Annotated in this window: 23 protein-coding genes and 3 pseudogenes; 1 reads left to right on the forward strand and 25 read right to left on the reverse strand. The window is 42.6% G+C overall.

The window, feature by feature from the left end:
• Positions 1–21 precede the first annotated feature (21 nt).
• The 19 genes and pseudogenes from LKE40_05640 to LKE40_05730 form a co-directional block, all read right to left on the reverse strand.
• Positions 22–2,193, reverse strand: a complete 2,172-nt coding sequence (locus tag LKE40_05640; GenBank protein ID MCH3916934.1) for an AAA family ATPase — start codon at positions 2,191–2,193, stop codon at positions 22–24.
• A 19-nt stretch (positions 2,194–2,212) separates the two neighbouring features.
• Positions 2,213–3,640, reverse strand: a pseudogene (locus LKE40_05645) (restriction endonuclease subunit R).
• Positions 3,641–3,843: 203 nt separating this feature from the next.
• Complete coding sequence (locus LKE40_05650; protein ID MCH3916935.1) at positions 3,844–4,983, reverse strand: transposase; 1,140 nt, start codon at positions 4,981–4,983, stop codon at positions 3,844–3,846.
• Between the two features lie 279 nt (positions 4,984–5,262).
• Positions 5,263–7,125: pseudogene (locus LKE40_05655) on the reverse strand (DEAD/DEAH box helicase family protein).
• A 69-nt stretch (positions 7,126–7,194) separates the two neighbouring features.
• A complete protein-coding gene (locus LKE40_05660) occupies positions 7,195–7,566 on the reverse strand; it encodes a super-infection exclusion protein B (protein MCH3916936.1) in 372 nt (123 codons plus the stop codon).
• A gap of 154 nt (positions 7,567–7,720) precedes the next feature.
• The gene (locus tag LKE40_05665) at positions 7,721–7,999 is read right to left on the reverse strand and encodes a hypothetical protein (protein ID MCH3916937.1); all 279 of its coding nucleotides are present in this window, start codon (positions 7,997–7,999) and stop codon (positions 7,721–7,723) included.
• 43 nt (positions 8,000–8,042) lie between these two features.
• Positions 8,043–9,218, reverse strand: a complete 1,176-nt coding sequence (locus LKE40_05670; GenBank protein ID MCH3916938.1) for a restriction endonuclease subunit S — start codon at positions 9,216–9,218, stop codon at positions 8,043–8,045.
• A gap of 57 nt (positions 9,219–9,275) precedes the next feature.
• The gene (locus LKE40_05675) at positions 9,276–10,775 is read right to left on the reverse strand and encodes a type I restriction-modification system subunit M (protein MCH3916939.1); all 1,500 of its coding nucleotides are present in this window, start codon (positions 10,773–10,775) and stop codon (positions 9,276–9,278) included.
• A gap of 12 nt (positions 10,776–10,787) precedes the next feature.
• Positions 10,788–11,846 (reverse strand): Fic family protein, encoded by a 1,059-nt coding sequence (locus LKE40_05680; protein ID MCH3916940.1) that lies wholly within the window; start codon positions 11,844–11,846, stop codon positions 10,788–10,790.
• A 186-nt stretch (positions 11,847–12,032) separates the two neighbouring features.
• Positions 12,033–12,395: a hypothetical protein gene (locus tag LKE40_05685; protein MCH3916941.1), complete on the reverse strand. Its 363-nt coding sequence runs from the start codon at positions 12,393–12,395 to the stop codon at positions 12,033–12,035.
• A 2-nt stretch (positions 12,396–12,397) separates the two neighbouring features.
• Positions 12,398–12,664 carry a hypothetical protein gene (locus LKE40_05690; GenBank protein MCH3916942.1) on the reverse strand — a complete coding sequence of 89 codons (267 nt, stop codon included), beginning with the start codon at positions 12,662–12,664 and terminating at the stop codon, positions 12,398–12,400.
• 39 nt (positions 12,665–12,703) lie between these two features.
• Complete coding sequence (locus tag LKE40_05695; protein MCH3916943.1) at positions 12,704–13,597, reverse strand: plasmid recombination protein; 894 nt, start codon at positions 13,595–13,597, stop codon at positions 12,704–12,706.
• A 283-nt stretch (positions 13,598–13,880) separates the two neighbouring features.
• Positions 13,881–14,813: pseudogene (locus LKE40_05700) on the reverse strand (virulence-associated E family protein).
• A gap of 6 nt (positions 14,814–14,819) precedes the next feature.
• Positions 14,820–15,104: a hypothetical protein gene (locus LKE40_05705; protein MCH3916944.1), complete on the reverse strand. Its 285-nt coding sequence runs from the start codon at positions 15,102–15,104 to the stop codon at positions 14,820–14,822.
• Positions 15,097–15,744 carry a CHC2 zinc finger domain-containing protein gene (locus LKE40_05710; protein ID MCH3916945.1) on the reverse strand — a complete coding sequence of 216 codons (648 nt, stop codon included), beginning with the start codon at positions 15,742–15,744 and terminating at the stop codon, positions 15,097–15,099. Before LKE40_05710 ends, LKE40_05705 begins: the two co-directional genes overlap by 8 nt.
• 133 nt (positions 15,745–15,877) lie before the next feature.
• Positions 15,878–16,180 carry a hypothetical protein gene (locus LKE40_05715; protein MCH3916946.1) on the reverse strand — a complete coding sequence of 101 codons (303 nt, stop codon included), beginning with the start codon at positions 16,178–16,180 and terminating at the stop codon, positions 15,878–15,880.
• A complete protein-coding gene (locus tag LKE40_05720) occupies positions 16,137–17,240 on the reverse strand; it encodes a site-specific integrase (protein MCH3916947.1) in 1,104 nt (367 codons plus the stop codon). Before LKE40_05720 ends, LKE40_05715 begins: the two co-directional genes overlap by 44 nt.
• Positions 17,240–17,440 carry an ICEBs1 excisionase gene (locus tag LKE40_05725; protein MCH3916948.1) on the reverse strand — a complete coding sequence of 67 codons (201 nt, stop codon included), beginning with the start codon at positions 17,438–17,440 and terminating at the stop codon, positions 17,240–17,242. The genes LKE40_05720 and LKE40_05725 overlap by 1 nt, the downstream gene beginning before the upstream one ends.
• Positions 17,441–17,585: 145 nt before the next feature.
• A complete protein-coding gene (locus LKE40_05730; GenBank protein ID MCH3916949.1) occupies positions 17,586–17,753 on the reverse strand; it encodes a hypothetical protein in 168 nt (55 codons plus the stop codon).
• A 169-nt stretch (positions 17,754–17,922) separates the two neighbouring features.
• Between LKE40_05730 and LKE40_05735 the strand changes: the two genes are divergently transcribed.
• Entirely contained in the window at positions 17,923–18,417 is a 495-nt protein-coding gene (locus LKE40_05735; GenBank protein ID MCH3916950.1) for a helix-turn-helix domain-containing protein, read from the forward strand.
• A 169-nt stretch (positions 18,418–18,586) separates the two neighbouring features.
• On the opposite strand, the gene guaA is transcribed toward LKE40_05735, so the two are convergent.
• The 6 genes from guaA to LKE40_05765 form a co-directional block, all read right to left on the reverse strand.
• Positions 18,587–20,137 carry a glutamine-hydrolyzing GMP synthase gene (gene guaA, locus LKE40_05740; GenBank protein MCH3916951.1) on the reverse strand — a complete coding sequence of 517 codons (1,551 nt, stop codon included), beginning with the start codon at positions 20,135–20,137 and terminating at the stop codon, positions 18,587–18,589.
• Between the two features lie 42 nt (positions 20,138–20,179).
• The gene (locus LKE40_05745; protein ID MCH3916952.1) at positions 20,180–20,557 is read right to left on the reverse strand and encodes an ECF transporter S component; all 378 of its coding nucleotides are present in this window, start codon (positions 20,555–20,557) and stop codon (positions 20,180–20,182) included.
• Between the two features lie 149 nt (positions 20,558–20,706).
• The gene (locus LKE40_05750; protein MCH3916953.1) at positions 20,707–21,468 is read right to left on the reverse strand and encodes an energy-coupling factor transporter transmembrane protein EcfT; all 762 of its coding nucleotides are present in this window, start codon (positions 21,466–21,468) and stop codon (positions 20,707–20,709) included.
• On the reverse strand, positions 21,465–22,919 hold the full coding sequence (locus LKE40_05755; GenBank protein ID MCH3916954.1) for an energy-coupling factor ABC transporter ATP-binding protein: 1,455 nt from the start codon (positions 22,917–22,919) through the stop codon (positions 21,465–21,467). Before LKE40_05755 ends, LKE40_05750 begins: the two co-directional genes overlap by 4 nt.
• A 10-nt stretch (positions 22,920–22,929) precedes the next feature.
• Complete coding sequence (locus tag LKE40_05760) at positions 22,930–23,682, reverse strand: 1-acyl-sn-glycerol-3-phosphate acyltransferase (GenBank protein MCH3916955.1); 753 nt, start codon at positions 23,680–23,682, stop codon at positions 22,930–22,932.
• Positions 23,683–23,786: 104 nt separating this feature from the next.
• Positions 23,787–25,562: a DEAD/DEAH box helicase gene (locus LKE40_05765; protein MCH3916956.1), complete on the reverse strand. Its 1,776-nt coding sequence runs from the start codon at positions 25,560–25,562 to the stop codon at positions 23,787–23,789.
• Positions 25,563–25,591: the final 29 nt, after the last annotated feature.

A 25,591-nucleotide genomic window follows, 5' to 3' on the forward strand; every position in this document is an offset into this window, starting at 1 on the left:
CTCATTTTGTACTCAAAAGGATTATATACTCATCATCTTATTATAATGATCTATATAGCCCTCAATTTCGAACACTTTTTTAAATGCGGAACGGAAACTACAATAGTCAAACTCCTTGATATCAAAAATGTTTTGACCTTTAGAATGAGATTCTCTATTCATGTATCTGTTAAAGGCCATATAACTCGTTTTTTGTAATTCCGGTCTTTGGAATATTTGAGCAAAGTCCTGCTTTTCTACAAAATTGAAAAAATATTCCATTACATTTCTCATGCAATTCGCTATCAATGCTGGAGCCTGCTTTTCGTCTTTTATAATATGCCAATATGCCTGATAATCATTTTGAATATCCTCATATTTCATGTTCTCAAAATAGCTACTCTCTGTGTTCTTACATATTCTAAAGAGTTTTTGAGTTTCCTTTCGCTCCTTATGATTTGTATTGGTCAGTTCATAAAAGAAATAAAGACTGTGAGTTAAAATAAAAAGTTGATCATATTTTTCAGTCCTTAAAAACTCATTATGAATTAGCCTACCAATATTGAAAACATAAATATGTGACAAACTGGATATAGGATCATCAATCACTACAATCTTCTTATTTGAAGCCTTCTCAGCAATTGATTCTCCCTTGCACAATTCTATAAAATAAAGAAAACTAATTACCATTTTCTCGCCTTCGCTCAAGGTTTTAAAGACATTTTCATCTGAATCATCACGCTTTAGTTTATATAGTGCTTCCTCCTCAGAATACTTCTCTATAGTAAAATCTGTAATCCCAATATCTATCAAGCCATTCTTTATATTCTCTACTGCTTCATCGATATTTACCGTTTTCTTTCGGTTTTCCTCTATCAGTAACGTATTAGTTTTAATCTCAGATGATTTTGTCTGTAAATCTTTTTGGGCATTTTTTACTGATTGCTCATAAGTCTTTTCATTTGCTGTATATAACTCAATTACAGCATTATACTCTTTACGCATAAGCTGCCAAAATCTATCCCTGATTTTTCCCTTAGACCCTTTTATATCAGTTATTCTTTGATTATAGAGAGCAATTTCACCGTTAGCGTTTTCAATAATACTGTTTATAGATGCTATTATTTCTTTAATCGGCTGCAGCGAAACCTGAATGCTAGGGGTCTTTGACTTCTCCCTCAGAGTGTTTAGATTTTGCTCTGATACAGATATAAGATTCTCACTAAGTTTTTCTATATCTGTTTTCTTTTTTTCGAGAAAAGCATCTTCTTTAATAACATTCAAAAAATCCGTTGATTTTTTTATTTCTTCATCATATCTTAAAATCATCTGCTCAATCTGAGATTTGTCACGATTATAACTCTCATCAAAATAAGCACTGATTTGATCAAGGAAATTCTGTGTAATAGTTTTCTGCTGACAGAAAGGACATACTCCTTTTTCTCCATCTATATGAACATATTTAATTCCTGAATTAACCCAATCTGAATTTCCCAACTCTTCAATTAACGTGGCTACAGAACTGTTCTTATTTCCAACTATGACTTTAGAAAGCAATTCAGATTGTTCAATATCTTCAACATTAATCAAGACTTTTGATAAGAGTTGTCTGCTCTGAGCTTCACCTTGAAGTTGCTGCGCTTCTATCTTTAAATCATCTACGGAATAATCAATCTCTCCTTCCGGCTTTTCTAAGGAAATAAGATGTTTAAAAAGGGTATCTTTATTACCTTTTAGTCCATCTAAGCAAAACTCTAAGACCCTATCACCGCCAGTGTATTCCGTCTTAATTTTCCATATTTGTTTCTTGTATTCTTCAATCTCGCTTAAATGTTTTTGCTCATCTTCTGTCTTTTTCTCTTCAATTTTCTTCTTTTGCTCAGTCAGCTTTTTTACTTCAGAACTTGCAGTATCAATTACTTTTTGAGCTTTAGCATTTCCCTTTGATAAGGTGAATATACCATGTATTCCCTCCGGTTCATAAAAGGTATCCTGAACAAATTTTTGATTATAAACTAATATCGCATCGTTGTCTTCGAGTCCCTCTATCCTACATTGTGAAAACCTCGGTGCAGTCTGATCATAAAGAAATTCTGAGAAAGTACTCTTTCCCGTTCCATTTAACCCATATAACAAGTTTACTTTTTTGTCAGTATCAAGCACTGCCTCTTTTCTATAACTTGCCACCCCTTTTAAAACAATTTTTGAAATCATTCTAGTCTCCCCCAATTGTTTACGCTGCTATCGCGTTATCATTTATGCGTTCTATTACCTTTCTAATTCCCATCCAGATATTAAGATCTGTAAATATCTCAACCACACTTCCCTGATCCGTAAACGGAGATTCTTGAAGCACAGACAGATCTTTCATCATGCCGTTATGAACGATATACTCAACAATCTGGTTAACAAAGTATATCTGTCGGCTATCAAGGTTGTTATTCTCCAAGTACTTTGAAAATGCTGCCTTCGCTGCATTCATATCAAGTCCAATGATTTCACGGACAAGTTCCCCCAAAGGCTTAGAACCATATTCCTGCTCATATTCTTCTTTGGTGCCAAGTTCAGACCAAAGAACCTTTTCCAGTGCCTCTATATCACTATGAGACAATGGAATATTGGACTTAAGCTTCTTGATTGCCTCATTGTCCTGATGTTCACGGATATAGTATTCCGCTTTTGCCTTATAATTCTTCAGATCATCATTTTCAAGCTCTGATTCATTCCAAGTAACATCAAGGATATCATCCTCAAAGTTCGTATCGTAACGAAGCTTGGTATGAGGAATATACTTCATGAGATTACGGAGTTTTTCTCTGATTTCCTCGAACTCGTTAATACCGCAGTTGTCGATATAATCTGTATGAAGGATCTTATCGATAAGTTCCGCTTGCACCTTTATTTCCGGGATATTGGCCACTCTTGCGATACTACTAACTCGTTTAAATAAATCGCTACGGGCTTTACCGTATTTCTTACCCACAAGATAAGCAAGTTCAATACCATACATAAGCGCATCAAAACGCACGGCACTTGCTTCGTCATCATTTGGAAGGATCAGCAGAGCAAGCTCTTCTCGGACAATCAATGTATCTTCATATGTCAGTGATTGATAATTTGCCTCTTGGGAATACAAGTCAACATATTTCAAGTGCTGCCTTACCGCAAAGTTTTCACGAGGAAGCTCCTGCACTTTACCAGTCATCGTTTCTACCAATGCGTTACGATAAGCTATAAGCCTATCCACCTGGTCAAAGTCCTGCAACTTATATGCAATCTCAAACTGGAGATTAAAGATAGCTCCTTGAAGCGCGATCATATTTGCAGTAGGTTTTCCCTTGCTCATACGGAAGAACTCAAAGTTACCGCAGAAATCAAAGATGTAAAACTTGCTCTTGTCTTCTCCGTCGATGAGTCCCGGGCAAAGTCTGGTACCACGTCCGATCATCTGCCAGAACTTGGCATAACTCATTACCTTCTTAAAGAAAACAAGGTTCAATACTTCCGGTACATCGATACCGGTATCCATCATATCTACAGATATTGCTATCTGAGGTAGCTTATTAGGCTCAGAGAACTCATCTATCAAAGTCTGAGCATAGTTAATTCTATTGTCGATCACCTGCGCAAATCCGTTCAAATGCGGGTAATCCTTATTAAAGGAGGTTTTTGCAAAACTCACGAATGCCTGAATAAATATTCACGGATGATGCATATCCATGCAGAAGCCATGCCTGACAGCTGCAGGGGATGGAAACCGGCCGCATCACGTAGCCTTCATGGCCTGCCGCAGGCCTGCGCGCACACGCAGGACGGACGCCCTCCCGGGTGCCTGCACTCTGCCATCATTTCCATTCCTTCCTGCTATGCGCTCTTCTTCCTTGCCGCCTGCTGCCGTGCTTCCAGCACCTTGCCCATCCGCTTGACGGTCAGCAGCAGCACCGCAAGCCGCAGGTCGAAACGTGCCCTCGGCCCCCGGCCGTACAGCGCCTTCGGCAGGAAACACTCCTTCAGCTCGCTGTTGGTACGCTCCACCGTGGTCCGTGCCCGGTACCTGGCGCGTCCCGCAGGGTCCATCTCCTCCTTGGCCCCGTTGCGGTCGGCCTTGAAGTCGATGAGCGGCACCCTGCCCATGGCAAGCACCCTGTCCCTGATCGCCCCGCTGCTGTAGCCACCGTCCATGAGGGCATACAGCCAGGTGCACCGCCCTGCGGCGATGCGCAGCAGGGGGATCGCCGGCTGCGTGTCATGCACGCACGCCCCCGTCACCGCACTGGCCACCGGGATGCCGCTGTCGTCCACTGCCAGGTGTACCTTGTAGCCCACGCGCCACTGCATGTGCCCCCTGCTGTTCCGCTTCCCCGTGACCGTGCACCGCTGTTCCAGCGTGGCCAGGTAGGCATGGGGGTCCCCGCTGTCGCGCAGCTGCACCAGGCGTGCCTCCTGCCCCTTCCTTTCCTGCACCGCCTTCTCCTCTGCGCTGCCGGCCTTCGGGCGGCCCCTCCGGCCCTTCTGCCGCTTCGCCCTCACCGCAGGCTTCTCCCGTGCATCCACGGGCGTGCTGTCAAGGCTCAGGTGGCACACCGTCCTGCCTGCATAGAACTGCCTGCACAGCCGGTCATGGATCCCCCGGAAGTCCATCTCCTCCAGCAGCCGTGACGTCCGCCTGCTCACCGACGACGGGCTGGGTACCCGCCCCAGCTGTGTCACCGTCCTCAGGTTCGGGCTCGACTGCAGCAGGGCAACCGCAGCCGTGACGGTGTCCAGGCGGAAGAAGAGCAGCACCGCACGCACCGCCAGTATGTCCATCAGGCTGTAGCCCCTGCGCCCGGTACGCCCTCCCGCAGGCCGTGAAAGCCGCGTGGGGACCAGGGCAACCAGTGCCTGCCAGTAGCGCAGGAACTCCACCTCCTTCGGGGTGGGCTCAAGGAAGAAGCAGCCGCACAGGTCCTGCCGGTCGAAGAGGAGGGGTTGCAGTGAAAGGCGGTTCGGTGTACTATCCATGGTAAAGGCTCCTTTTATTCTTTTTTACAATCAAAGTATATCAAAAGCGAGCCTTTTTTCATACCCTAAAAAGAATTGTTTTTCAAGAAAAAGATGACGGTACACCTGTCCTTTGCCGTACGGGGCGGGGCTGTCCTCCCGGCACCATGGCATGCCGGTGCAGCCTTCCCCTCAGTTTCTCCCCTTTCTTTCCCTTCCGGGCACAGGCCGGGAATCCTGCTGAGAAAACTGCATATTTATGCACACTGACCCATCAGTTTCGAGTTTTGCAAAAACCTCAAAGATCTCAATAATCTTTTCCGCATGATCATGATTCTTAGCAAAGATAATTGTCTTTCCAAGTTTCTGACCGTAGTCTACCTTGATACCTTCGGTCATAACAGTATGAAGTACCTGACAAATTGTATCTTCATTGAAAATCCACGAATTGAGTGCTGATGAGCTGATGGCCTCCGGAACATCTCCGTCTTCCATTTCAAAAGTGCTTTCATATATTGCTTTATCCTCATCGGAAAGATCCGCATATACAATTCCCTGCTCAATGAACTTTAGCTTTGTTTCTACAGACAGGAAATCTACAAGGTATCCGTTGGTTACAGCCTGTCCCAGCTCATATCCATAAGTAGGAACACCGGGTTCTAATTCAAATATCTCATACGTGTTCTTATCGATATCATCCTTAGGCGTAGCCGTAAGACCTACAAGCGGTGCATCGAAGTAGGAAAAGATATCTCTATATTTGTTATAAATGGATCTATGGGCCTCATCACATATTACGAGATCGAAATGTCCGCTGGTAAAAAGCTTCTGCTCCTCAACCTTTACAGAATCAATGCAGTTCATCATTGTCTGATAGGTAGAGAAAACGCAGTGTGCTGTATAGTTATCTTTCTCCTCACAAAGGTTTGTCACTGAAAGTGACGAGTAATTATTTACAAACGCTCTCTTTGCCTGAGTTACAAGTGATGTTCTGTCAGCAAGGAAAAGGATATTTTGAATCCATCCAGCATCAAGGAGCACATGACATAACTCAATTACAGTTCTTGTCTTACCAGAACCTGTTGCCATGACAAGTAGCGCTTTACGTCGGTTCTTTTTATCAAAGCTGTCACATACAGCTTTAATTGCGGCTTCCTGGTAGTAACGACCGGCAATCTTCTTATCTACGTTTATATGATCAAGGGACGTCCGCATCCTTCTGAGATTGAACATCTTCTCAAGGTCAGCCTTAGAATATATGCAGGCAACCTTCCTCTCCGGATACTGTCCATCTATTATTCTTGTTTCAAAACCATTGGTTAGGAAAATACAAGGTCTTCTCTTGTACTTTTTTTCCAAAATATCCGCATAAAGCTTTGCCTGCTGGCGTCCCTTTGATACATCGACACAAGTTCTTTTTGCCTCTATAACTGCAAGTGGTTTATGTGTATTGTCATAAAGAACATAATCTACATAGCCAACTTCAGATTTGTTAGGCATACCCGGGAGTTCCACTTCATTGATCCAGTCGGAACCTTCTTTCCATCCGGCATCCATGAGCATAGCATCAATATAAATCTTTCGTGTTTTATACTCAGAAAGATCCAGTGGTTTCGTAACATAAGTCTCTGCCTGCTCTTCACGCCGAGATGTCAGTTCTTTCTTTAATGCAAAATTCTCTGCAATTAGTTTTTCTATATCAACGTCAGGGAAATCCTTTTTTACCTGTTCGTTTTCGTCCTTGACCAGCAGAGACTTGTCAAAGGTATGCTCCTCATATTTATCAGCATAGCAGTAACATACGAAATCAAAGAAGATCTGAAGGTTCTCAAGACAAAGAATCACCTGATCCTCCGTAATCTTCTTGCCGGAATGAGCAGCATTGTTTCCCATCTTACGAATAAAGTCCATGCGCTTCATAAGATTTTCGTCGATGATATCCCTGAATTCCTCCGTGCTCATTAGACTTATCAGATTATCCTGATAAGGCATGGTAAGTGATGCATCAACGGAATACATCCACTTTATTGCAAACTCCATCGCCCTACGGCAGTTGATGATGCAGGAGGTAGCATCTATATATAAAATTTTCTCAGCCGCAATCGCAATATCAGAAAATGTGTTAAATTTCGGCTCATTTTTCAAATAATCGAAATTGGTCATAATACTACCTCCTTGCCATCGTATAATTCAAACGTTTCGCTCTATTTCGAACAAAACTTATGGCATATCCTATTTAAATAATTCAGACTCTTCATTATATAAATCCAACAACCAAGGTTGCGAAACATACGTCAGTATCATTTCGTTATTCCAGCCCAATGTAAATGCTTGTTCTGGCATGTGTAGAAACAGGTTATTTACTAAGTAAATCGTATCTCCAGAATTCTTATCCAAAGTGATTGTCTTATCTTTACTTCTCAAAACCTGTAAAATAATAGCTTTTTGTCTTGGGCTGAGTGTCTGAAGTTTTTTCTTTAAATTCGCCCTGATTCGCTTATTTCTTCTTCTATCTGTAATAATTGAAATCACCGAAAAAAAACAATCATCGTTGAAATTAGAGCCACGCTCAATAAAAACACTATGCCAATGACCCGATTCCACAAAACAGGTAATTCACCGAGACTCATTTCCTTTAAAAGATTATCCAGAAGAAAAAGCAGTAAACCTGTCAGAATTGCTACAGCAACTAAAGCAGGCGTTATTTTTTGAAATTATCAAATGTTTTCTCCGCTATGCTATCAACTGATACACTCATCTATCGCTTACCTTTCTTTATTCCTTGTGAAATCTGCTGTCTTACTTCTGGCATTTTCATTGCTTCTGTCAACAACGACGGACTAAGCTTCGCTTCAAAATCTTTCCCTTGAAGCTCTAACTGGTGTGCATGCTCCAGATTCAATTTTTCAAGTTCCATTTGGGGCTTTCGTTCCAATGCATCCAAATCAACTTCGTGCTGCTTTAAAATAACATTTATATCATTCTTTGCCTGTTTCCGGGCTATAGCATAACTGATATTCCAGATATCAATGCACATAACACAGAAACCATGTAGGGTAAATATTCTTGCATAGCCTCTCCTAACCAAAATATTCTTGCATCAAACTATCAAAAAGCATTTGCGTTTCTTCTTGTGCCTTTTGAACAACAACTTTTGATTTGTCGACTTGTTTGACGAAGTCTGCGAACTCTTTCTGTAGTTCCATTGGTGGTAACATCACAGGTATTTTCTTTAACTCTGTTTTGGTAATAGTCTTGGTAACAGCTCCATTGACACATCCAGAAATCAGAAACTCACCATAATTGGTATGTAGATACTGATATAAATATGGCATAAGAATATTTTCTTTTATTCTTACCATAATCTGATTAAGTCCTAGTGAAACTGGTCTATTCAAATATGGCATAACGTAGTTTTGACCAGCACTACCTATCTTGCATATAATCAACTCGCCACCAAATATCTGTGATTTTTTAAAGAAGTCATATGCCTCTTTTGAAACATATTTGACATCGTTAGTAAAATCATTCTTTGTGAAATTCGTAAAACGAACCATCATTGCATAATCTTCTTCATCTTTCATATCAAGATGATCAACCACTACCTTATTTGCACCATTGGAACCGATATCTCCCATATAATCAACGATATCAATAAAAGGTATAGTATCGTACTTATTAGGATTCACCCTTGCATCTCCAAATAACTCGACAAATCGGGCTTTAATGAGTTCGTCTAAAGCAGATAATTCTTCCTGTCTTAATGAAATAATGGACTCAATATGCTTCAACTGATTTACAATATCTGTTCTCTCTGATACAGATTTCATATCAATTTCCAAATCACCAATATCAGACAAACTTATAGATGGATAAGCAGCATCCTTGACTAGCTGATTAGGTTTATGAAAAGTAAAATAATATCTTAAATATTCAGAGCAATCTTCGTTTGGGGTAATGCATGCCAAATGGCTTACTACATACGCATCCTGTGGCAAAACATATACATACCCTTTCATACAAGACATTCCACTTTTAGCAAATAAAATTGTTCCTCTCGGATATATTTTCAACCTATGCTCTTTAGCAACATTCTCTGATACTTGCTGAATATCATTGATGTCTTTTCCTTCAATCAATTCTTGAAGATTACCTGCCTTAATAAAAGGTGTTCCATTATCACAATAATTGCTATCACCTTGTGGTGCTCCTTGCCCAGCGCCTATTACGGCAATATCTTTTAACAATCTTCTCATCTAATATCATCCCTACAAATCCGAATTTATGTTAATACGTCCCGAAGGACGCAACAGTTACTCATTTAGAAGCTTTTCAAGCTCATCCATTTCCTGGCTGATCTGCTTCTCAATATCTCTGATATTTGCCATGATCTCTGATGTCGGTGGATACTCTACCGCAACATATTCAACCTCTTTGTATTTATTGATTGAGAGATCATAACCGTTATCAGCAATTTCCTTCTTAGATACCATGAAGGACTTTTCTGTGCGTTTTCTGTCCTTTTCAATCTCAAGGCTCTTGAATCGGCTGATAATATCAGGGATATCATTATCCTTGATTTCAGAGCGCTTATCATCAAGGCTGAAACCGTCTGCGGTCATATCATAGAACCATACATCATCTGTTCCGCCGTGACCGGTCTTGGTAAAGATGAGTATTCCTGTTGAAACTCCAGCATAAGGTTTAAACACACCGGAAGGCATGGAGATAACTGCTTCAAGTCGCTGGTTCTCTACAATTTCTTTTCTGATAGCCTGATGTGCTTTGGAAGATCCAAAGAGCACACCATCAGGAACGATACATGCACATCTTCCTCCAATCTTAAGCATTCTTACAAACAATGCCAGGAATAAAAGTTCTGTTTTCTTGGTCTTACATACCTTCTGAAGATCTGTTGATACAGTATCTGCATCATGGTTGCCCTTAAAGGGTGGATTAGCCAAAATAAGGGAGTACATATCCTTATCAGGGTTCTGATCTGATAAGCTGTCACGATACTCGATAAATGGATTCTCAACACCATGAGTCATCATATTCATGGCACCGATACGAAGCATGGTTCTGTCCATGTCATATCCGTGGAACATATCATTCATGAAATGATTTCTGTTCTGTTTATCAAGAAGAACTTCTTTCTTGTATTTCTCTCTTAAGTAGTCACCACTGGTAACAAGGAATCCGGAAGTTCCGCAAGCAGGATCACAGATACTGTCTGTCGGTTTCGGATCCATCATCTCTACCATCATACGAATAATATGTCTCGGAGTTCTAAAATGGCCGTTAACACCAGACTGAGCAATCTTGGAAAGAAGGTACTCATATACATCGCCTCGGATATCTGTCTGATGAAGCGCTTCCATCATGGAGTAAATCTCGTCCATTGCATCCACAATCTTGGAAAGCATCAAAGGAGTATTTACCTTAAAGATCGCGTCATCCATATATTTGCTATATGCAGAATCCTTGTCTCCGTGAAGATTCTTTATAAAAGGGAATACCCACTCCTGGACAACGGAGTACATTCTCTGCGCCGGGAAATCATGGAATGTAGACCACTTAAGCTGATTACCGTCAACCTTGCGGTCTCCAATCTCGACTCCATCTGCAAATATACTCTTGTAAGGAAGTCCAAGCATAGCAGCTTCCTTTGCACGGAGATTGTCTGTATCATCCAAATCCTTTATGAACATGAGATACGTCATCTGCTCAACAACATCAAGCGGATTTGTAATTCCACCGTTCCAAAAGATCTCCCACAAACTATCAATCTTATTACCAAGTTCTCCGGTCATTATAGTTCTCCTTTATTCCTTATCTCTGTTCCAAACATATTTTGTATATCTGCCGCCACCGATCTTTATGATGTTTTCCGATGACAATAGTTCGGCCAATGCTCTTTCAACTGTTATACGACTGATGTCAGGGCATTTCTCCATAATCTGCGACTTTGTGATTTCACCGTATGTGTTCTTAATTAGTTCAGCTACACGTTCCGGTTTCGAAAGACCGCTGACAACCAGAGTCTTAACCCTGTCAGAAAAATCTCTGTATGCGGCAACTACAACGCCAAGCATATACTGTACAAACGGCACATAATTATTTTCTTCTTCATGCCAGTTAATAGAGCTTTCCTGTAGGCATTCATAGTATGAAGCCTTGGTCTTTTCTATAAGATGCTCGATACTGATATACTTTCCTACGATATATCCAGCTCTATATAATAAAAGCAATGTAAGTAGCCTGCTCATTCTTCCGTTACCGTCATTAAACGGATGGATACATAAGAAATCCAATATGAACATTGGTATCAAAAGAAGCGGATCTATCGTTCCAGTTCCAAGAGCTTTATCAAATTCATTACAAAGGTTCTCGATTGCTTCAGGCGTTTCCCATGCAGGAACTGGTCTGAATCTTACGAACTTGTTACCCTGCTCATCTTCTTCCTCAATGATATTGTCCGCAGCTTTATACTTTCCGCCGATATCATAACCTTCAAATTTATATAGACCTCTATGAAGCTGAAGGATCATATTCGGCCTTATCGAAATATAATCATGACTTTCATGAATTGTATTAAGAACATCTCTGTACCCGGCGATTTCTCGCTCATTTCTCGTCTTAGGTGTGGTCTTATCCTTAACAAGTGCTTTTAATCTGGCATCAGAAGTATAGATACCTTCAATCTTGTTGGATGCCTCAGTACTCTGAATCTTGGCTATCTCTACAAGCTGTGTCAGTGTATCTGCCTTCGCTTCAATAAAAAGTGACTGTTCGCCTTTATACTCATGGATCTGTGTAAGCAATGCCACAATCTCAGGTGTCAGTAGCTTTTCCATTTTTTTACTATAATCAAAATTTCTCAATTCAATATCCTCATTCAAATATCAATTCACTCATAAGCGGATATAATGATGCAATTAAATGATAATACGCAATATACTCATTGTCAACATTAACTACATCATTTTTTTAAAAATGATGTAGTTAAGCAATTAATGATGTAATTAAAAAATCTGGCGGGAGAATTGACTCTCTCGCCATTTTTCATATTATCCAATTGCTTCTGCATCTACCCAGGCATATTTACCCTTCTCATTTTTCTTTACGGTACATCGCCACCATGTTTCATCCTCTACCTTTTCAAAATCAACCTCACACTGCTTAGGACTATATTTGTCTTCGCCATTCCTGGTATGCCGGAAGCAAAACAGTTTAAATCTATTTCCATCAGCTGTTTCAAAATAACATATCAGCCCCATCGAAAATGATTTCCGATACCATCCTCTGAATATCAGCTTAAGATCATATACACCTTCCTCTTTCAAGGTTTCATAGGAGCGATCATCCCGCTGTTCAAATTCATCTGGCGTTGTAAGTACACCATACATATTCATATTTACCTTCTTTCTCACAATCAAATTGCGATATCATGTTTTTTATCTTTTACAATCTCTAACTCACTTTTCTGCTGATCCTGCTCCGATGCTTTCTGTTTACTGAGTTCTAGCTTCTCACGAAGAGTCTTTGGTCGGATGAATTCCTTAAAGAGATCCAGCAGATTATGACTCTTAAGAAATTCTGTACATTGTTTGTACTTGTCCTTCCATTTTTGGAGTTCTCCGGTCAGTTCAGCAATCTTCTTTTCCTTGGAATCCAATGCCCGGCCATACTGCCTATTCAAATTTTCAAATGTGCCGGCAGCTCTGTATCTTGCAATCATCTAATCAAAGATTTTCTTTGGAATCTTTACCATAGGTTCTCCTCCAAAAATCGGAGTTGTCACAGTGGCCATTTCCCTGATTTCTGAGATTTCCTTATCTACCGGTTTGCCTGCATCCAAGATTTTATCGAGAGTCTTTGCCTTTACTTCAACTTTTTTCTCAGCTTCAGAAATTCGCTCATTGATTTCATGCAGCGTTTCCTGTTGCTTTGAAATCTCCGCATCGATATCAGCCATTGCTTCGGTAATTTCAATCTTCTCAGAGTTCAGAATCTCAATTTCTGCTTCTGTAGCTTCTTTCTCCCTCATGGCTTGTTTATATTCCGGGATGCTATAACTATCACAATCTACGCCGAGAATCTCCATCTCAATTCCTCTATCGTAACATAGTTCCATGAGATAGTTTCGCTCTCGTTCCTGCCAATGCATGGTCTCGTTATCTGTCTTGGCAACAGCCGGAGCGATTCCCATTTCCTGCAAAGCCTTCGTCAGGCTATTCCTCGTTTTTAGTCCGGTCTTATAACCATGAGCAACCGGAATATAATCCAGATGCAGATGAGGTGTTGCCTCATCCATATGAAAAACTGCATTGAATAGAATCAAATTAGGATTCCTTTCCTGAAATGTCCTAACATACTCATTCAGAACTTCCTTGGCCTGCTTTGCATCCTCTGACAGCACTCCATTCTCATCCAATACTCCAGTATCATCTTTCTTTCCAATCTGAACCAAGGTCTCGTAAAATTGTTTTTCTTTATTCCCGGAATTTTTTATCTTCGCCAGATAGTCATCAATCTTACGATCACTGCGCTTTTGCTTGGCATTATATTCTGCCACTGCCTGCCCAAAGATCTCTTCGTAAGCAGATTGCAATGACTGCTGAAGATAATACATATTCCAGGAGACTCAATCCTTATCTATATTACTGGCAATGAACTCTCTGTTGTTATGACGAAGACTTCCTTTGCCTTTTACAAAAGATAATGTTTTTGCCATTCATCCATACCTCCTTTTCTGCGCTTATCTTTTCCCGCCTAAGCGGGCCCGCCGCATACCGGCGGGGTTCTGTTACTCTTGAAAATCATGTACATTAGCACATGCGCGAAATTTGCAAGCACGAAGTGTCGGAAGTAACGTTTTATTAGTTTTGACACTGCGTATCAAAACATAAGTCGCTCTACCGAAGGTTGCCTTCAGCAGGACTCCTGCGGAGAGCTTCGATGCTATTGTTCATAATATTTCCGATTTCCTGAAGCTCCCACTGCTTCGGATTATCAGAATCTCGCCTCAACGCATCTCGGTAGATCATCCTGCTACAGACATAATCATCATGATAGCTATCGAGCCAGACCTGAATGATTCCGACATTTGTATCTTCCGGCATATGCTCTTTTTGCAATTTCTTAATATACTCAGCCGTTTTTCTGGAAAGCTTAAGTTTAAAGTCTTTATTCCTCCGATAGAAATCCATTATCTCAGCCCAGACCTGAATGATGTACTCTCTGGACTCTAGCTCATTCTCCAGAATGTGTTTTTCAGCCATTTCCATATTCACAGTGATGGGAGCAAATCTACGATTTCCGGTACGATCCAAGGGAAGAAAATCCAGCATATTGCTGGTTCCCACAAAAACGCATTGTCTTGGCCTGTCCTCAGGATGCACTTCATAAGGAATCTTATAATTGTCCTTTTGCTTGCTGAGGAAGGACTTGATCTCCTCCACAGTCTTTGCATTAACTGTAGCAAGCATCTCCGGCATTTCGATGATCCAGTGTCCTTGAAGCTTACGGTACACATTATCATCATCCAGCCTTCAAAGGTCGTCTGAAAACCATTCATCCTTGATTGCAAGGAGCCGGAAGAGTGTAGACTTTCCGGCTCCCTGACCTCCGATAAGGCATACCATAATTTCAAATTTGCATCCCGGATCATAGATTCTGTGAATCGCTGCCTGCATCAACAGTGTCATAATCTCTGTTTCGTACTCTGACTTTTCTACGCCAAGATACTTTGGCAGAAGATCTCCAACTCTGCTGATACCGTCCCACTTTAAATTCTCCAGATAATCCTTTATGGGATGAAAATGATTTTGGCTTGCAATGATATTCATTGCCTTTCAAATCATCTTGTAATTCTTCAATCCATAAGTTCGTTCCAGTAGCCAATCAATCTGATCAATATCTACATCGCGAATTCCACCGGTTGGCATATCCCACCCAAGATTTTTAATAATGTCCATCTTGTTTGTGAGATCGTTATGACAAATGGCTCCGGCAAGTGCCGGATCATACTGAAGTGCTGTCATACAGTTATCGATGCTTTGACAGATCTGACCCTTCTCGTTTGTCTGAAGCATGTTCTTAACATCTTCCGTAGTATAGAAAGGTCTTTCATTAAGCACTCTTGCTGTTTCTTCCCAGGATCGTTTCTCCTGCTCGCTTAACATTTGCGACAATACGGCTCACCTCCTTCCCATCTGTCAGAAAGAAGTCTCTGGCTTCCTCTTCCGAACCCATACAAAGGATATCCAACCAGTATCCGATGATCGCCTTAACATGCATCATATAGGCAAATCCATTTGATACATACACCACATGCGGATCTGCATTCATAAGATGCTCTTCGGACTGTTCAATCAACTGCTCACATTCCAGCAGTTCATCAATTTCTTTTCTCTTCCACTCCTGAAAGTGCCCCTTAATATCAGTGATTCTTGCACGGTCTGTACGCTGCCTCTCGATAACTTGTCTTTCCTGATCTGAAAGCCTATGGTCAGTTTCAACTCCTAGCGCAAAATCTTCGTTGATCTTACAGGCTGCTTCATATTGTCCAATGCCAAAGAACGCTGCAACATAACTAATCGCATCACCGTGCGCTTCGTATCCGAAGCAGTGATAATGATCAATATCAACCTTCATACTTGGATGCTTATCATCATGGAAGGGACAACATGCCATTCCATTCCTGTTCAACTTTAGACCATAATGCATTGCCACATCTTTTGCAGAAACGCGGGCCTTTACTTCTTCAAAAATATTCAAATAGTGTCCTCCTGAATTTCATTTTTTTGTTGTTTGTACCCAGGAGCTTTGATATACTGAACTTGCAAAATTTAGTAATCGAAAGCTCCTTACGGGCTTTTCACTTAAAATCCTCTGTTACCAGCAGAGGATTTTATCGTTTCATCAGTTTCAATAATTCCTGCAGAATCATCTGCAACTCTTCGGAATCATAGGCATCACCCCTTTCCATTTTTTCGTTGATATCTTCCAAAACCAATGCCAACCGGTCTGATTGATACATGCCGGCTACGATATTGATCTGTTGACCAAGAATGGCCGCCCTGTAATATTCCCCTTTTTGTATTCCGGCCACTTTGATGCGGGCTTCAACCAGCTTCTTTTCTTCATCGCTAAGCCAAAAGGCGATTGTATTATGGCGTTTTCTTGCTTTTCTCTCGCAAGGCATCTTCTTCACCTCGATTCACTTTTCCAAGAGCATCTGCAATCTTAAACTGTGCATCTGCCGATGGATGACAGTATGTTTCAATGGTTGTGGTCACTTTTTCATGACCCAGTCGCTTGGAAATTGCCAGAGGGCTGATTCCCATATCCACCAACAGGGATGCATGAGAATGTCTTAAACAATGCACCGTAATTTTCTTTACACCGGACAGTTCAATCCCTCGTTCCATCTCATGCTCAAAGAACCGCTTGGTCCTTTCAGGAAAAAGTCTTGATCCGGGCCTTGGCTTATACAAACAGGCCATATATTCCTGCAAAGCCAGTGCGAGTTCATCGTGTATCGTGATCTGTCGGATTGAGTTCTCCGTCTTGGGTGTAGAAATGATGCCTTTTTGTTTCAGCCTTGTATAAGATTCATCGATTGTAATTACTTTGTTTTCCAAATCGATATCTTCTACCTTCAGGGCCAGTAATTCTCCTACACGGATTCCGGTCCAAAAGAGAATCTGAAAGCCAATCCACGACTCATGCTTATCACTGACGGCATCCAGGAATTGTCTGAATTCCTCTAGTGTCCAATAAGGTCTTTCATCTGCTCGCCCCTTTCCCATACTTCCTGCTTTCTTACATGGATTCGATTTGAAATCATAGAAGCTAACTACATAATTCAATATTGCGGAGAGCTGATTATTGATGGTTCTCAGATACGTTGGCTTGAATCCCATTCCCATCATTTCACCTTGCCACTTTCGAATCTTTGCCGGAGTAATTTCATTGATCGGAGTAGTTCCGAAATACGGAAGGATTTTCTGATTCATCAGGTATTCCTTGTTATCCATCGTTGTTTCTTTCAGTCGCTTACTCATATCCGTTTTGTAGATATCCCAGAAATCCGAGAGCGTCATACTTGGATCCGATGCCTGCTGTAACAGGAAATGACTCAGCCAGTCTTCTGCTTCTTTCTTGGTTCGAAAACCTCTCTTAGAAGATTTCCTTTTGGTTCCGGTCCAATCCGTATATCTGAACTGTATATACCAGGTTCCGTTGGAATCTCTTTTTGCACTATTTGCCATTATGCTATTGCCACCTCCCTGTGTGAGCTTCCGAAATACTTCTCATCAAAGTAATCCTTAGGGATCTTGCCATCCACTACCAGATATCCCTGCTTTGCCAGTTCCTGGTTCATCTGTTTCACGATGGTGTAGCTCTTAGTTCTTCCAACGCCGATCATCTTTGAAACTTCCGACGCCTTGTAATAAAGTTTTTCATCCATACTTTTCGTTCCTTTCTTTTTTCATTTTTGTAAGTTTCTTTACCAACAGCCGATCTGATAGCTGGATCACCATCACACATACGTCGCTTTCCGTATCTCCGAGAATTAGTTCCCCCAAGCTTTCCCCATTACGTGCGACGGTTTTTCACCGTTCAAGTTGTGGCTGGGAAGGAGTATCATTTGTGGCCGTTACTGCGATTGAAGGTTCCATACCTTCATTTGGGAATTGTCCTTTTACCGCTCCATCATTTTTGATATCATCGCGAGAATCCGTATCGCTGCTAGCCTCCGTAACCGACTGCGTCTTATTCAATTTTCAAGGTTCATTCAAATCCGGCTGAGGATTCGTTATTCAAGCCGTATTATTTGATACGTGTCAATATCTTTTGATTGCATTTTCGTATCAAAAGATATAAAATTAGTTCAAAAGATACGCAAGGTTCAACTATGCCTATCATGTACATCGAAAGGAGCGTGTTTCCATGACTATTGGAGAAAACATTCGTCGAATCCGTAAAGAACGCGGACTCACATTAAAACAGCTCGGTGATGAAGTTGGTGTCAGCGAGGCTTATATTCGTGCTTACGAAACCGGAAGGAGAAACCCTAAGCAGCAATCTCTCGAAGCACTTGCCAAGGCTCTGCATGTAAATGTAGAGGCACTAACCGGTGCTGATTTTGATGGCGTGAAAGCAATGCATAAGCTTTTTCAGGTTTTCAGACAATATAGTGGGGAGCTTGTAGAGTACAAAGATAAAGATGGCAATGATCAGATTGCCGTCGGTTTCGGAAGTCTCATGCTTATGAGTTCCTGGTTTGATCGATATGAGAAATATCAGGACGATATTAAAAAATGCGAAATGATAAAAGATGTAACAGAAAGAGCAAATGCTCTTCTGAAAGCGGAAGAAGATTTTAATCTCTGGATGGATATCTATCCGGAATCCGAACCCTGGAGAGAAAAACTCCAAATGTAGAAACAGCATGACCAATTCATGGATCAGATTGGCCTGAATCCTAAAAATCAGGATTAAATTACCGGGTCAAATTTCAACAGAATAAAAATCTGTACTCAAATTGTACTCAGCGCAAAATATAAAATCCCTGCAAACCGCTTAAATAAACGGTTTGCAGGGATTTGATGTTTTATTCCCATTCAATCGTCCCTGGTGGTTTGCTTGTGATATCATATAGCACCCTGTTGACTCCCGGAACCTCATTGCAGATCCTTGAGGCAGCTCTCTGCAGGACTTCAGGCGGCATACGATACCAATCTGCGGTCATGGCGTCCTCACTGGTCACGGCTCTCAAGGAACAGACTTCACGATAGGTCCGATGATCACCCTGCACGCCTACGCTTTTAACAGGAAGCAGACAAGCAAGTGCCTGCCAAATATCATTGTACAAGCCGGCTTTTCTTATTTCCTCAATGAAAATTGCATCAACTTCACGCAAGGTATCAAGCCGCTCCTTGGTACATTCCCCAACACAGCGAACCCCTAAGCCAGGCCCGGGGAAAGGATGACGTGAAACCATTTCCTCCGGTAGGCCAAGTTCTCTCCCTAGCTGTCGCACCTCATCTTTGAACAAAGACTTGAGTGGTTCCAAAAGTTCCCATTTGAGATCCTTCGGAAGTCCTCCGACATTATGATGACTCTTGATGGTCGAAGAGGGACCACCGAAAGCACTCTTTGATTCGATGACATCAGGATACAGTGTTCCCTGGGCAAGGAATGAAATATTCCCAGCTTTCCTTGCCTCCTTGTAGAAGGTATCAACAAAAAGCTTACCGATGATCTTACGCTTTGCCTCTGGCTCCGTAATGCCCTTCAATGCTGTAAGGAAATCATCCTCTGCATCCGCATACTGTAGTCTTATCGCATAATGATCACGGAAAATTTTCTGAACCATTTCAGCTTCGCCTTTGCGTAGCAACCCATTGTTTACAAATACGCAGACAAGCCTGTCACCTATTGCACGGTGTATCAGCACAGCAGCAACAGAAGAGTCTACACCTCCGGACAAACCACACAGGACCTGACGGTCCCCTACCCGTTCCTTGATTTCCTTCACCGCATCATCAATAAATGACCCCATGCTCCAAGTAGGCTTACAACCACAGATATTCAGGACAAAATTAGCAAGTATCTTGTTTCCTTCTACCGTATGGACGACTTCAGGATGGAACTGGACTCCATAGAACTTGCGCTCTTTATCCTGTACTGCTGTATATCGGCAATTAGGGGTACTGGCACAGACCGTGAACCCCGGTGCCGGACACGAAACAGAATCGCCATGGCTCATCCAAATCTGGCTGCCTTCTTCCACTCCCTCAAAAAGCTGCGAAGAAGCTGTTATATGCAGTTTTGCAAATCCATATTCTTTCTTTTCAGGACAATTTACCTTTCCGCCGTTCTGGATAGTCATGGCCTGCAGCCCGTAGCAGATTCCAAGGATAGGGATGCCCAAGGCATAGACTCCTGCATCCGGCCGGGGAGATCCAGCATCTCCGACACTCGCAGGTCCTCCGGAAAAGATGATGCCCCTAGGATGAAGCTTTTCAATCTCTTCTATACTGCTGCCAAATGGAAGGATCTGGCTATAGACATGGTGCTCCCGTACCCGTCTGGCTATCAGTTGGGAATATTGGGCACCGAAATCAAGTACCACAATCATGTCATTTTGGTTCTGTTTCATTAAAAGCTCCTTGCATCATGATAATCCTTGCCCACAAAAATTCTAAAGCAACTGTTTGACAGGTGGATATGCCTTGATCACGGCCTTGGACAACAAAAGTCCAAGGACTCCTCCTACGGCTGCCTGTCCGATATTTCCAGGAATTTCTGTGGCAGCAGCTTCAAAAGTCGTCATAAAGATACCGGAACAGGCAAAATATCCTCCTGCTACGATCAACACGGCACTTATGATGCCGAATACCTGCCGAATCATTCCACCCTTCCGTACAAGCAGCGCCACACACAGCCCTTCGAGTCCATGGACACAGAAGGAAATAGGTGCCCATTGAGGATAAGAAGATATGATATCGGCTACAGCAGTACCGATACCGCCGGCCAAAAAGGCAACAAAGGGATTGAAAGTAAAAGCAACAAAGCAAATAGCTACATCACCAAGATTCAGATACCTTTGCCAGGTGTGGGAATCCTGACTACCAACGTAAAGACTGCTACAACCGCAGTCAACACTGCAATCGTTGCAATACCTAACGAACTATGCATCCTGGAATTTTTCATCGAGAAGCCTCCGATTCATGACTTGAATAATAGACACACAATAGCAAATATCAGGACTATGAGCAAGGATGATCCGAAGGCATGCCGATAGCTATCAAGACTATGGAAAGAAGAACGCTTTGCTGCCCTTCCGAATCCTCTAGCCTCCAATCCCATGGCCAAAGTCGGAATGGAACGTAGTGAAACGACCATGGCACTTGTCAGTGTCGGGAGAAAATCCCTGAACCGATGTTTCTTACGAGGAGCATCAGCTGCACGTCTGAGTTTATGGGAATCCTGAATCTGAAGAAATGCATCTGCTATGGCAGGTATGGACCTGAATACCAAGCTTATCGTCAGACACACAGAAAAAGGAATCCTGAAGAATTGCAATGCAAGCATAAAATCATACATTTTCGTTGTTGCCAGCAATAGTGTGCAGACATAAGCAAGGCTGATGAATCTCAAGTCTATCAGTGCAACCTGCAGAAGGCCTTCCCGTGTAGCCAACGTAAAGCCAAAAACTGAAAACATGGGTGTCCCATCACTATGGTACATGGGCAGGAACAGCAACATGATGACAAGCATCGGCAGCAATGTGAGAAAAACATTGAAAGTAGGCTTTTTCCCGACAGATAGCAATGAAGCAACCACTAGTATTGCGGCCATACAGGTTACCCCTGACAACCGTACCGGCAAGAACACAAAGATTGAACATAGCAACGTGGCAATGACCTTGCTTCGTGGATCAAGCTTATATAGGAGACCTTTTCCTCTGACATACATGACAGTATTCAAGGAATCGCCTCCAATGTTCCATGGGAAAACACATATGTCCTGACAGCAAGGCTACGGGCAAAGGCTCGGTCATGGGTCACGACTATAATGCCGGCACCGGTAGCAGACAGCCTTCCCAGTACGGCATATGCCGCTTCATAAGAAAGAGAGCCTTCCAGCTCATCAAGGATAAAAAAATCACGGCATAGGCCTTGGTACACTGCAGCCTGAAGCAATTTACGGTCAGGGAAACTCATAGTCGAAGGTGTCTCAGAAGCTTGAAGATGATAAAGGCTGCAGCATTGGCTGACAAGTTCATCGACATCATCCCTATCCATCCCTGTATGCAACGGTCCCCAAGCAATTTCCTCACGGACCGTAGGTAAGAATATCTGAAAATCAGGATTCTGGAAAAGATAACCGACTTTAGCCTGCAAATGGAAAGCATCAACGGAATGCCCATCAAAGCAAATCTGTCCACATTCAAAACCATCAAGGCCACAAAGGATCCTGGCCAATGAACTTTTTCCAGAACCATTTGCTCCCATCAACCGTACTATTTCTCCTTTTCTTACCCTGAAATCACTGACATCCAAACGAAAGGACCTATCACCCCCATCACCTCTGCGCTTCCTTATGGCAGACAAGCCATGGACTGAAAGCTCATGAACATCCTCAGTATGTAGGCTGGCAAGCAGATGATAACCGGACAGTGCCTGTTTCTGATCTTCAAACTTATGCATGTACCCGGTTCCTTCTCCATGGGTAAAACGACTCTCCGCTTCCTGCTGGGTACAGGCTTGTAGTCTTCCTTCTTCCATAATGTAAATCTTATCAAATTTATCTATAAACTGTGGCAGGAACCTGGCAGAAAGGCAAAGTATCGATTTGGATGAAGCCGCAATCCGTTCTGCAAGCGCACTTCTCCAAGTATCATCAAGGTCATCGAAAGCTTCATCCAGCACAAGACCTGCAGGATCTATTGCATCTGCTATGGCAAGACTCAGCCGTTTCTTTTCTCCACCAGAAAGCTCAAATGGACTGACTTTCGCATAGCCTTCCATATCCCATGCTTCCAAAGCCTGCCTCACACGTTTGATCATCTGGGATCTTTCAAGTCCAAAGGATTCAAGGGGAAAAGCCACCTCATCCTCAACAGAAGTCGAAACAAACATGCCACTTGGATCCGGTGATACATAGCAAGCCTCAGGCAACAGGTCATACGGCTGTACATCATCTATATTATGACCTCTCAGCACCACGGTACCAGACAACTGCCCGCTATAGAACTTGGGAATGAAGCCTAGACATGCCAAGGAAAATGTCGTCTTGCCACTATCAGGGGTGGCAAGCACAAGTGCATGTTCGCCTTCTTCAAGAATGAGATCAAGGCCCCTAAGTACCGGGACATTCGTTTCATCGGTCCAGCTATGGTACGTAAAGGAAAGACCAGAAACTGTAAGAAACGGCATATCCACAGCCTCAGTTCCTCGGCTTTGGCAAAGAATAGAATGCCGTTTCCATATCCGATACGATTTTCTGGTAGGTTGCCTTCTGTCCTTCACGGTCCAAACCTTTCGTTTCTATGGGCGGAAGCACTTTTACATATACATCATTACGATGCCAGCCTTTCTTATCCTCAAGACACTGGCGGCTACCACGTACCACCAAAGGTACAATGGTACTCTCTGCCCGGAATGGCATCTTGAAGCTTCCTTCTTTCATGACCCCGAAGCTGCCATCCTTGCTCCGTGTCCCGGAAGGGAAGATAATGACAGGCTGGCCGCTTTTCAATGTAGAGACGCCTTGCTGTATTGCCTTGATCGAAGAGCGCATGTTGCTACGTTCAATCAGGATTGTATGAGCTCCGCGGGTCAGACTGGCAATAAACGGAATACGGGCTATCTCTGCTTTGGCAATCGGAATCATCTTGAGATGCATCGGACCTACATAGGTAATGAATTCGATGATTGACTCATGGTTGGATACGTAACAGATGTTGGCAGTTCCTTCTTTCGGCAGATGTTCCTTGCCTTCAACATGTACTTTTATCCACAGGAGAAAACAGACGAAGTTACCCATCAGAGGAATTGATTTCCAAAACATTTTAAAGGAAGCATCATCCTTGTGAAAAAGCCGCAATATCCACGCTGGAAAAATGCAGAACAACGATTCAAGCAAAACACCACAAAGGAAGATAATTCCCCCGAACAGGTAATTGAAGAACTTAAGCATACTACACCTCCCAGTCGTCAACCTAGTCACATACTATAGCTATCGTTCTTCAATTTTTCAACAGGACAGCCACATCAAATAGTATAGCTGTCCTCACAACTCACCTATCGTCCGAAAATCCTGGCAAAAAGTCCTTTTTTCTGCGAATGGGATTGGGAAACAGGAACTTTTGCCGGTACAGCAGCCTTACTACCAGCAGGAGCCTTCTTTCGGACAGGAGCTTTTGTATTGCGAACATTGCCATGGGCACTCTTCTGAGTACCGGACGACTTTGGCTTTCTTTCAGGACGTCGGGCCTTTCCGACAGGGGCAGCAGTTTCCTGGTCCTGACAAAGCCTTTGGCCTTCCTGAAGAGGAGCTTTGCCTTTTACTCGGTTGCCGTCAGTATGTGAAAAAGATCCGCCTTCCTTGACATATTGCCTTTTATAATAATCAAGACGTTCTTCCAATGACATTGACTGAATCTTCTTATAGTCTTCCTTGCCTGGCGCCGAGTAAGGACGCTGCTGCTGCGGACGTGTCGGCCGCTTAGATGTTGCGGTAGCACCGGCGTGGGCAGCATGATCCTTGTCATGGGAATGTCCATTCCTTCCGGTCCTACGGACTGAAGCAGACCGATTTCTCTTATGGGCAGATCCTCTGCCATCACCTTTGCGACGGTCATGGTTGCCATGTGACGCATATTCCCTTTCAGAAACCAGATCACGGAATGAATACCCTTTACTCTTATCCTCTACTTCAGGAAGGGACCCTTCTTCCGGCCAAATTACGGGAATCTTCATATGGATATAATTTTCAATCGGCTCAAGTCCATAGATATACTGCTCACAGGCCAACGTCACAGCCTTGCCTGTATTGCCAGCCCTTGCGGTACGTCCGATACGATGTACATAGTTTTCAAAGTCTTCAGGAATATCGTAGTTGACGACCAATTCCAAATCATCAATCTGCAATCCCCTGGCAGCGACATCGGTAGCAACCAAAAATTTCAGTTTGCCTTCCTTCATCTTGTCAAGCGTAGCCAGACGTTTTGATTGCGGCATATCACCCATCAGATATTTGGCAAGAAATCCGTTGAGTGTAAGCCTCTTGGCTACTTCTACGGCCATTGCCTTGGTATTGGTAAAAATCAATGCATTTTCAGGATGATATTTTGTCATCAGCTGAAGAAATAGCTGAAATTTGTCACTCTTTGCCACATGGTAGAGTTCCTGTGTAATCTTATCAACACAGATTTCTTCCGGTTCTATCTCGATTTCTTCAGCCTCATTCATATAGGACCAAGCCAGATTCCTTACCCTGGTACTGAGCGTTGCAGAAAAAAGCATGGTCTGGCGATCCTTGCATGGCCTGAGCTTGGCAAACATTTCCTGTACATCAGGATAGAATCCCATGTCAAACATCCTATCAGCCTCATCCAGTACAAAGATATCAAACAGACGAAAATCAATCTTTCCGCTTTTCTGAAAATCAAGCAACCTACCTGGAGTACCGACATAAATATCACAGCCCTGCTGTAATATCTGCTTTTGTTCTTCGTACCCTACTCCGCCATAGAAGCACCCGACTACCAAGGATTCAAAACCAGACCCTAAAAGCTTGACATCTTTTTCAATCTGTACAGCCAGTTCCCTTGTAGGAGCAACGACCAAAGCACAGGTTTTAGGTTTCCCTTGTTTTTCAGCCAATGCAAAGCGTTGTAGGATAGTCAGGGCATATACTGCCGTTTTTCCGGATCCTGTCTTTGACTGAACCATCAGATCCTTTCCTGCCAAGCTGACAGGTAATACCTTTTCCTGCACTTCAGTACAGGTTTCAAAGCCCGCGGCTTCGACGCCTTTCAATACTATTTTTTCGAAAGGCAATTCTGTAAATTTCATATATTACAACCTTGATTGGAATTAATTTC

Source organism: Spirochaetia bacterium, assembly GCA_022482625.1.
Lineage (GTDB): Bacteria > Spirochaetota > Spirochaetia > Sphaerochaetales > Sphaerochaetaceae > Pleomorphochaeta.

Excerpts from the sequence above, each read along its gene's own strand:
- LKE40_05640 (MCH3916934.1), bottom strand. The coding sequence starts at position 2,193 with ATGATTTCAAAAATTGTTTTAAAAGGGGTGGCAAGTTATAGAAAAGAG.
- LKE40_05650 (MCH3916935.1), bottom strand. The coding sequence starts at position 4,983 with ATGGATAGTACACCGAACCGCCTTTCACTGCAACCCCTCCTCTTCGAC.
- LKE40_05665 (MCH3916937.1), bottom strand. The coding sequence starts at position 7,999 with ATGTGCATTGATATCTGGAATATCAGTTATGCTATAGCCCGGAAACAG.
- LKE40_05670 (MCH3916938.1), bottom strand. The coding sequence starts at position 9,218 with ATGAGAAGATTGTTAAAAGATATTGCCGTAATAGGCGCTGGGCAAGGA.
- LKE40_05675 (MCH3916939.1), bottom strand. The coding sequence starts at position 10,775 with ATGACCGGAGAACTTGGTAATAAGATTGATAGTTTGTGGGAGATCTTT.
- LKE40_05695 (MCH3916943.1), bottom strand. The coding sequence starts at position 13,597 with ATGTATTATCTTCAGCAGTCATTGCAATCTGCTTACGAAGAGATCTTT.
- LKE40_05720 (MCH3916947.1), bottom strand. The coding sequence starts at position 17,240 with ATGGCAAATAGTGCAAAAAGAGATTCCAACGGAACCTGGTATATACAG.
- LKE40_05725 (MCH3916948.1), bottom strand. The coding sequence starts at position 17,440 with ATGGATGAAAAACTTTATTACAAGGCGTCGGAAGTTTCAAAGATGATC.
- LKE40_05735 (MCH3916950.1), top strand. The coding sequence starts at position 17,923 with ATGACTATTGGAGAAAACATTCGTCGAATCCGTAAAGAACGCGGACTC.
- guaA (MCH3916951.1), bottom strand. The coding sequence starts at position 20,137 with ATGAAACAGAACCAAAATGACATGATTGTGGTACTTGATTTCGGTGCC.
- LKE40_05755 (MCH3916954.1), bottom strand. The coding sequence starts at position 22,919 with ATGCCGTTTCTTACAGTTTCTGGTCTTTCCTTTACGTACCATAGCTGG.
- LKE40_05760 (MCH3916955.1), bottom strand. The coding sequence starts at position 23,682 with ATGCTTAAGTTCTTCAATTACCTGTTCGGGGGAATTATCTTCCTTTGT.
- LKE40_05765 (MCH3916956.1), bottom strand. The coding sequence starts at position 25,562 with ATGAAATTTACAGAATTGCCTTTCGAAAAAATAGTATTGAAAGGCGTC.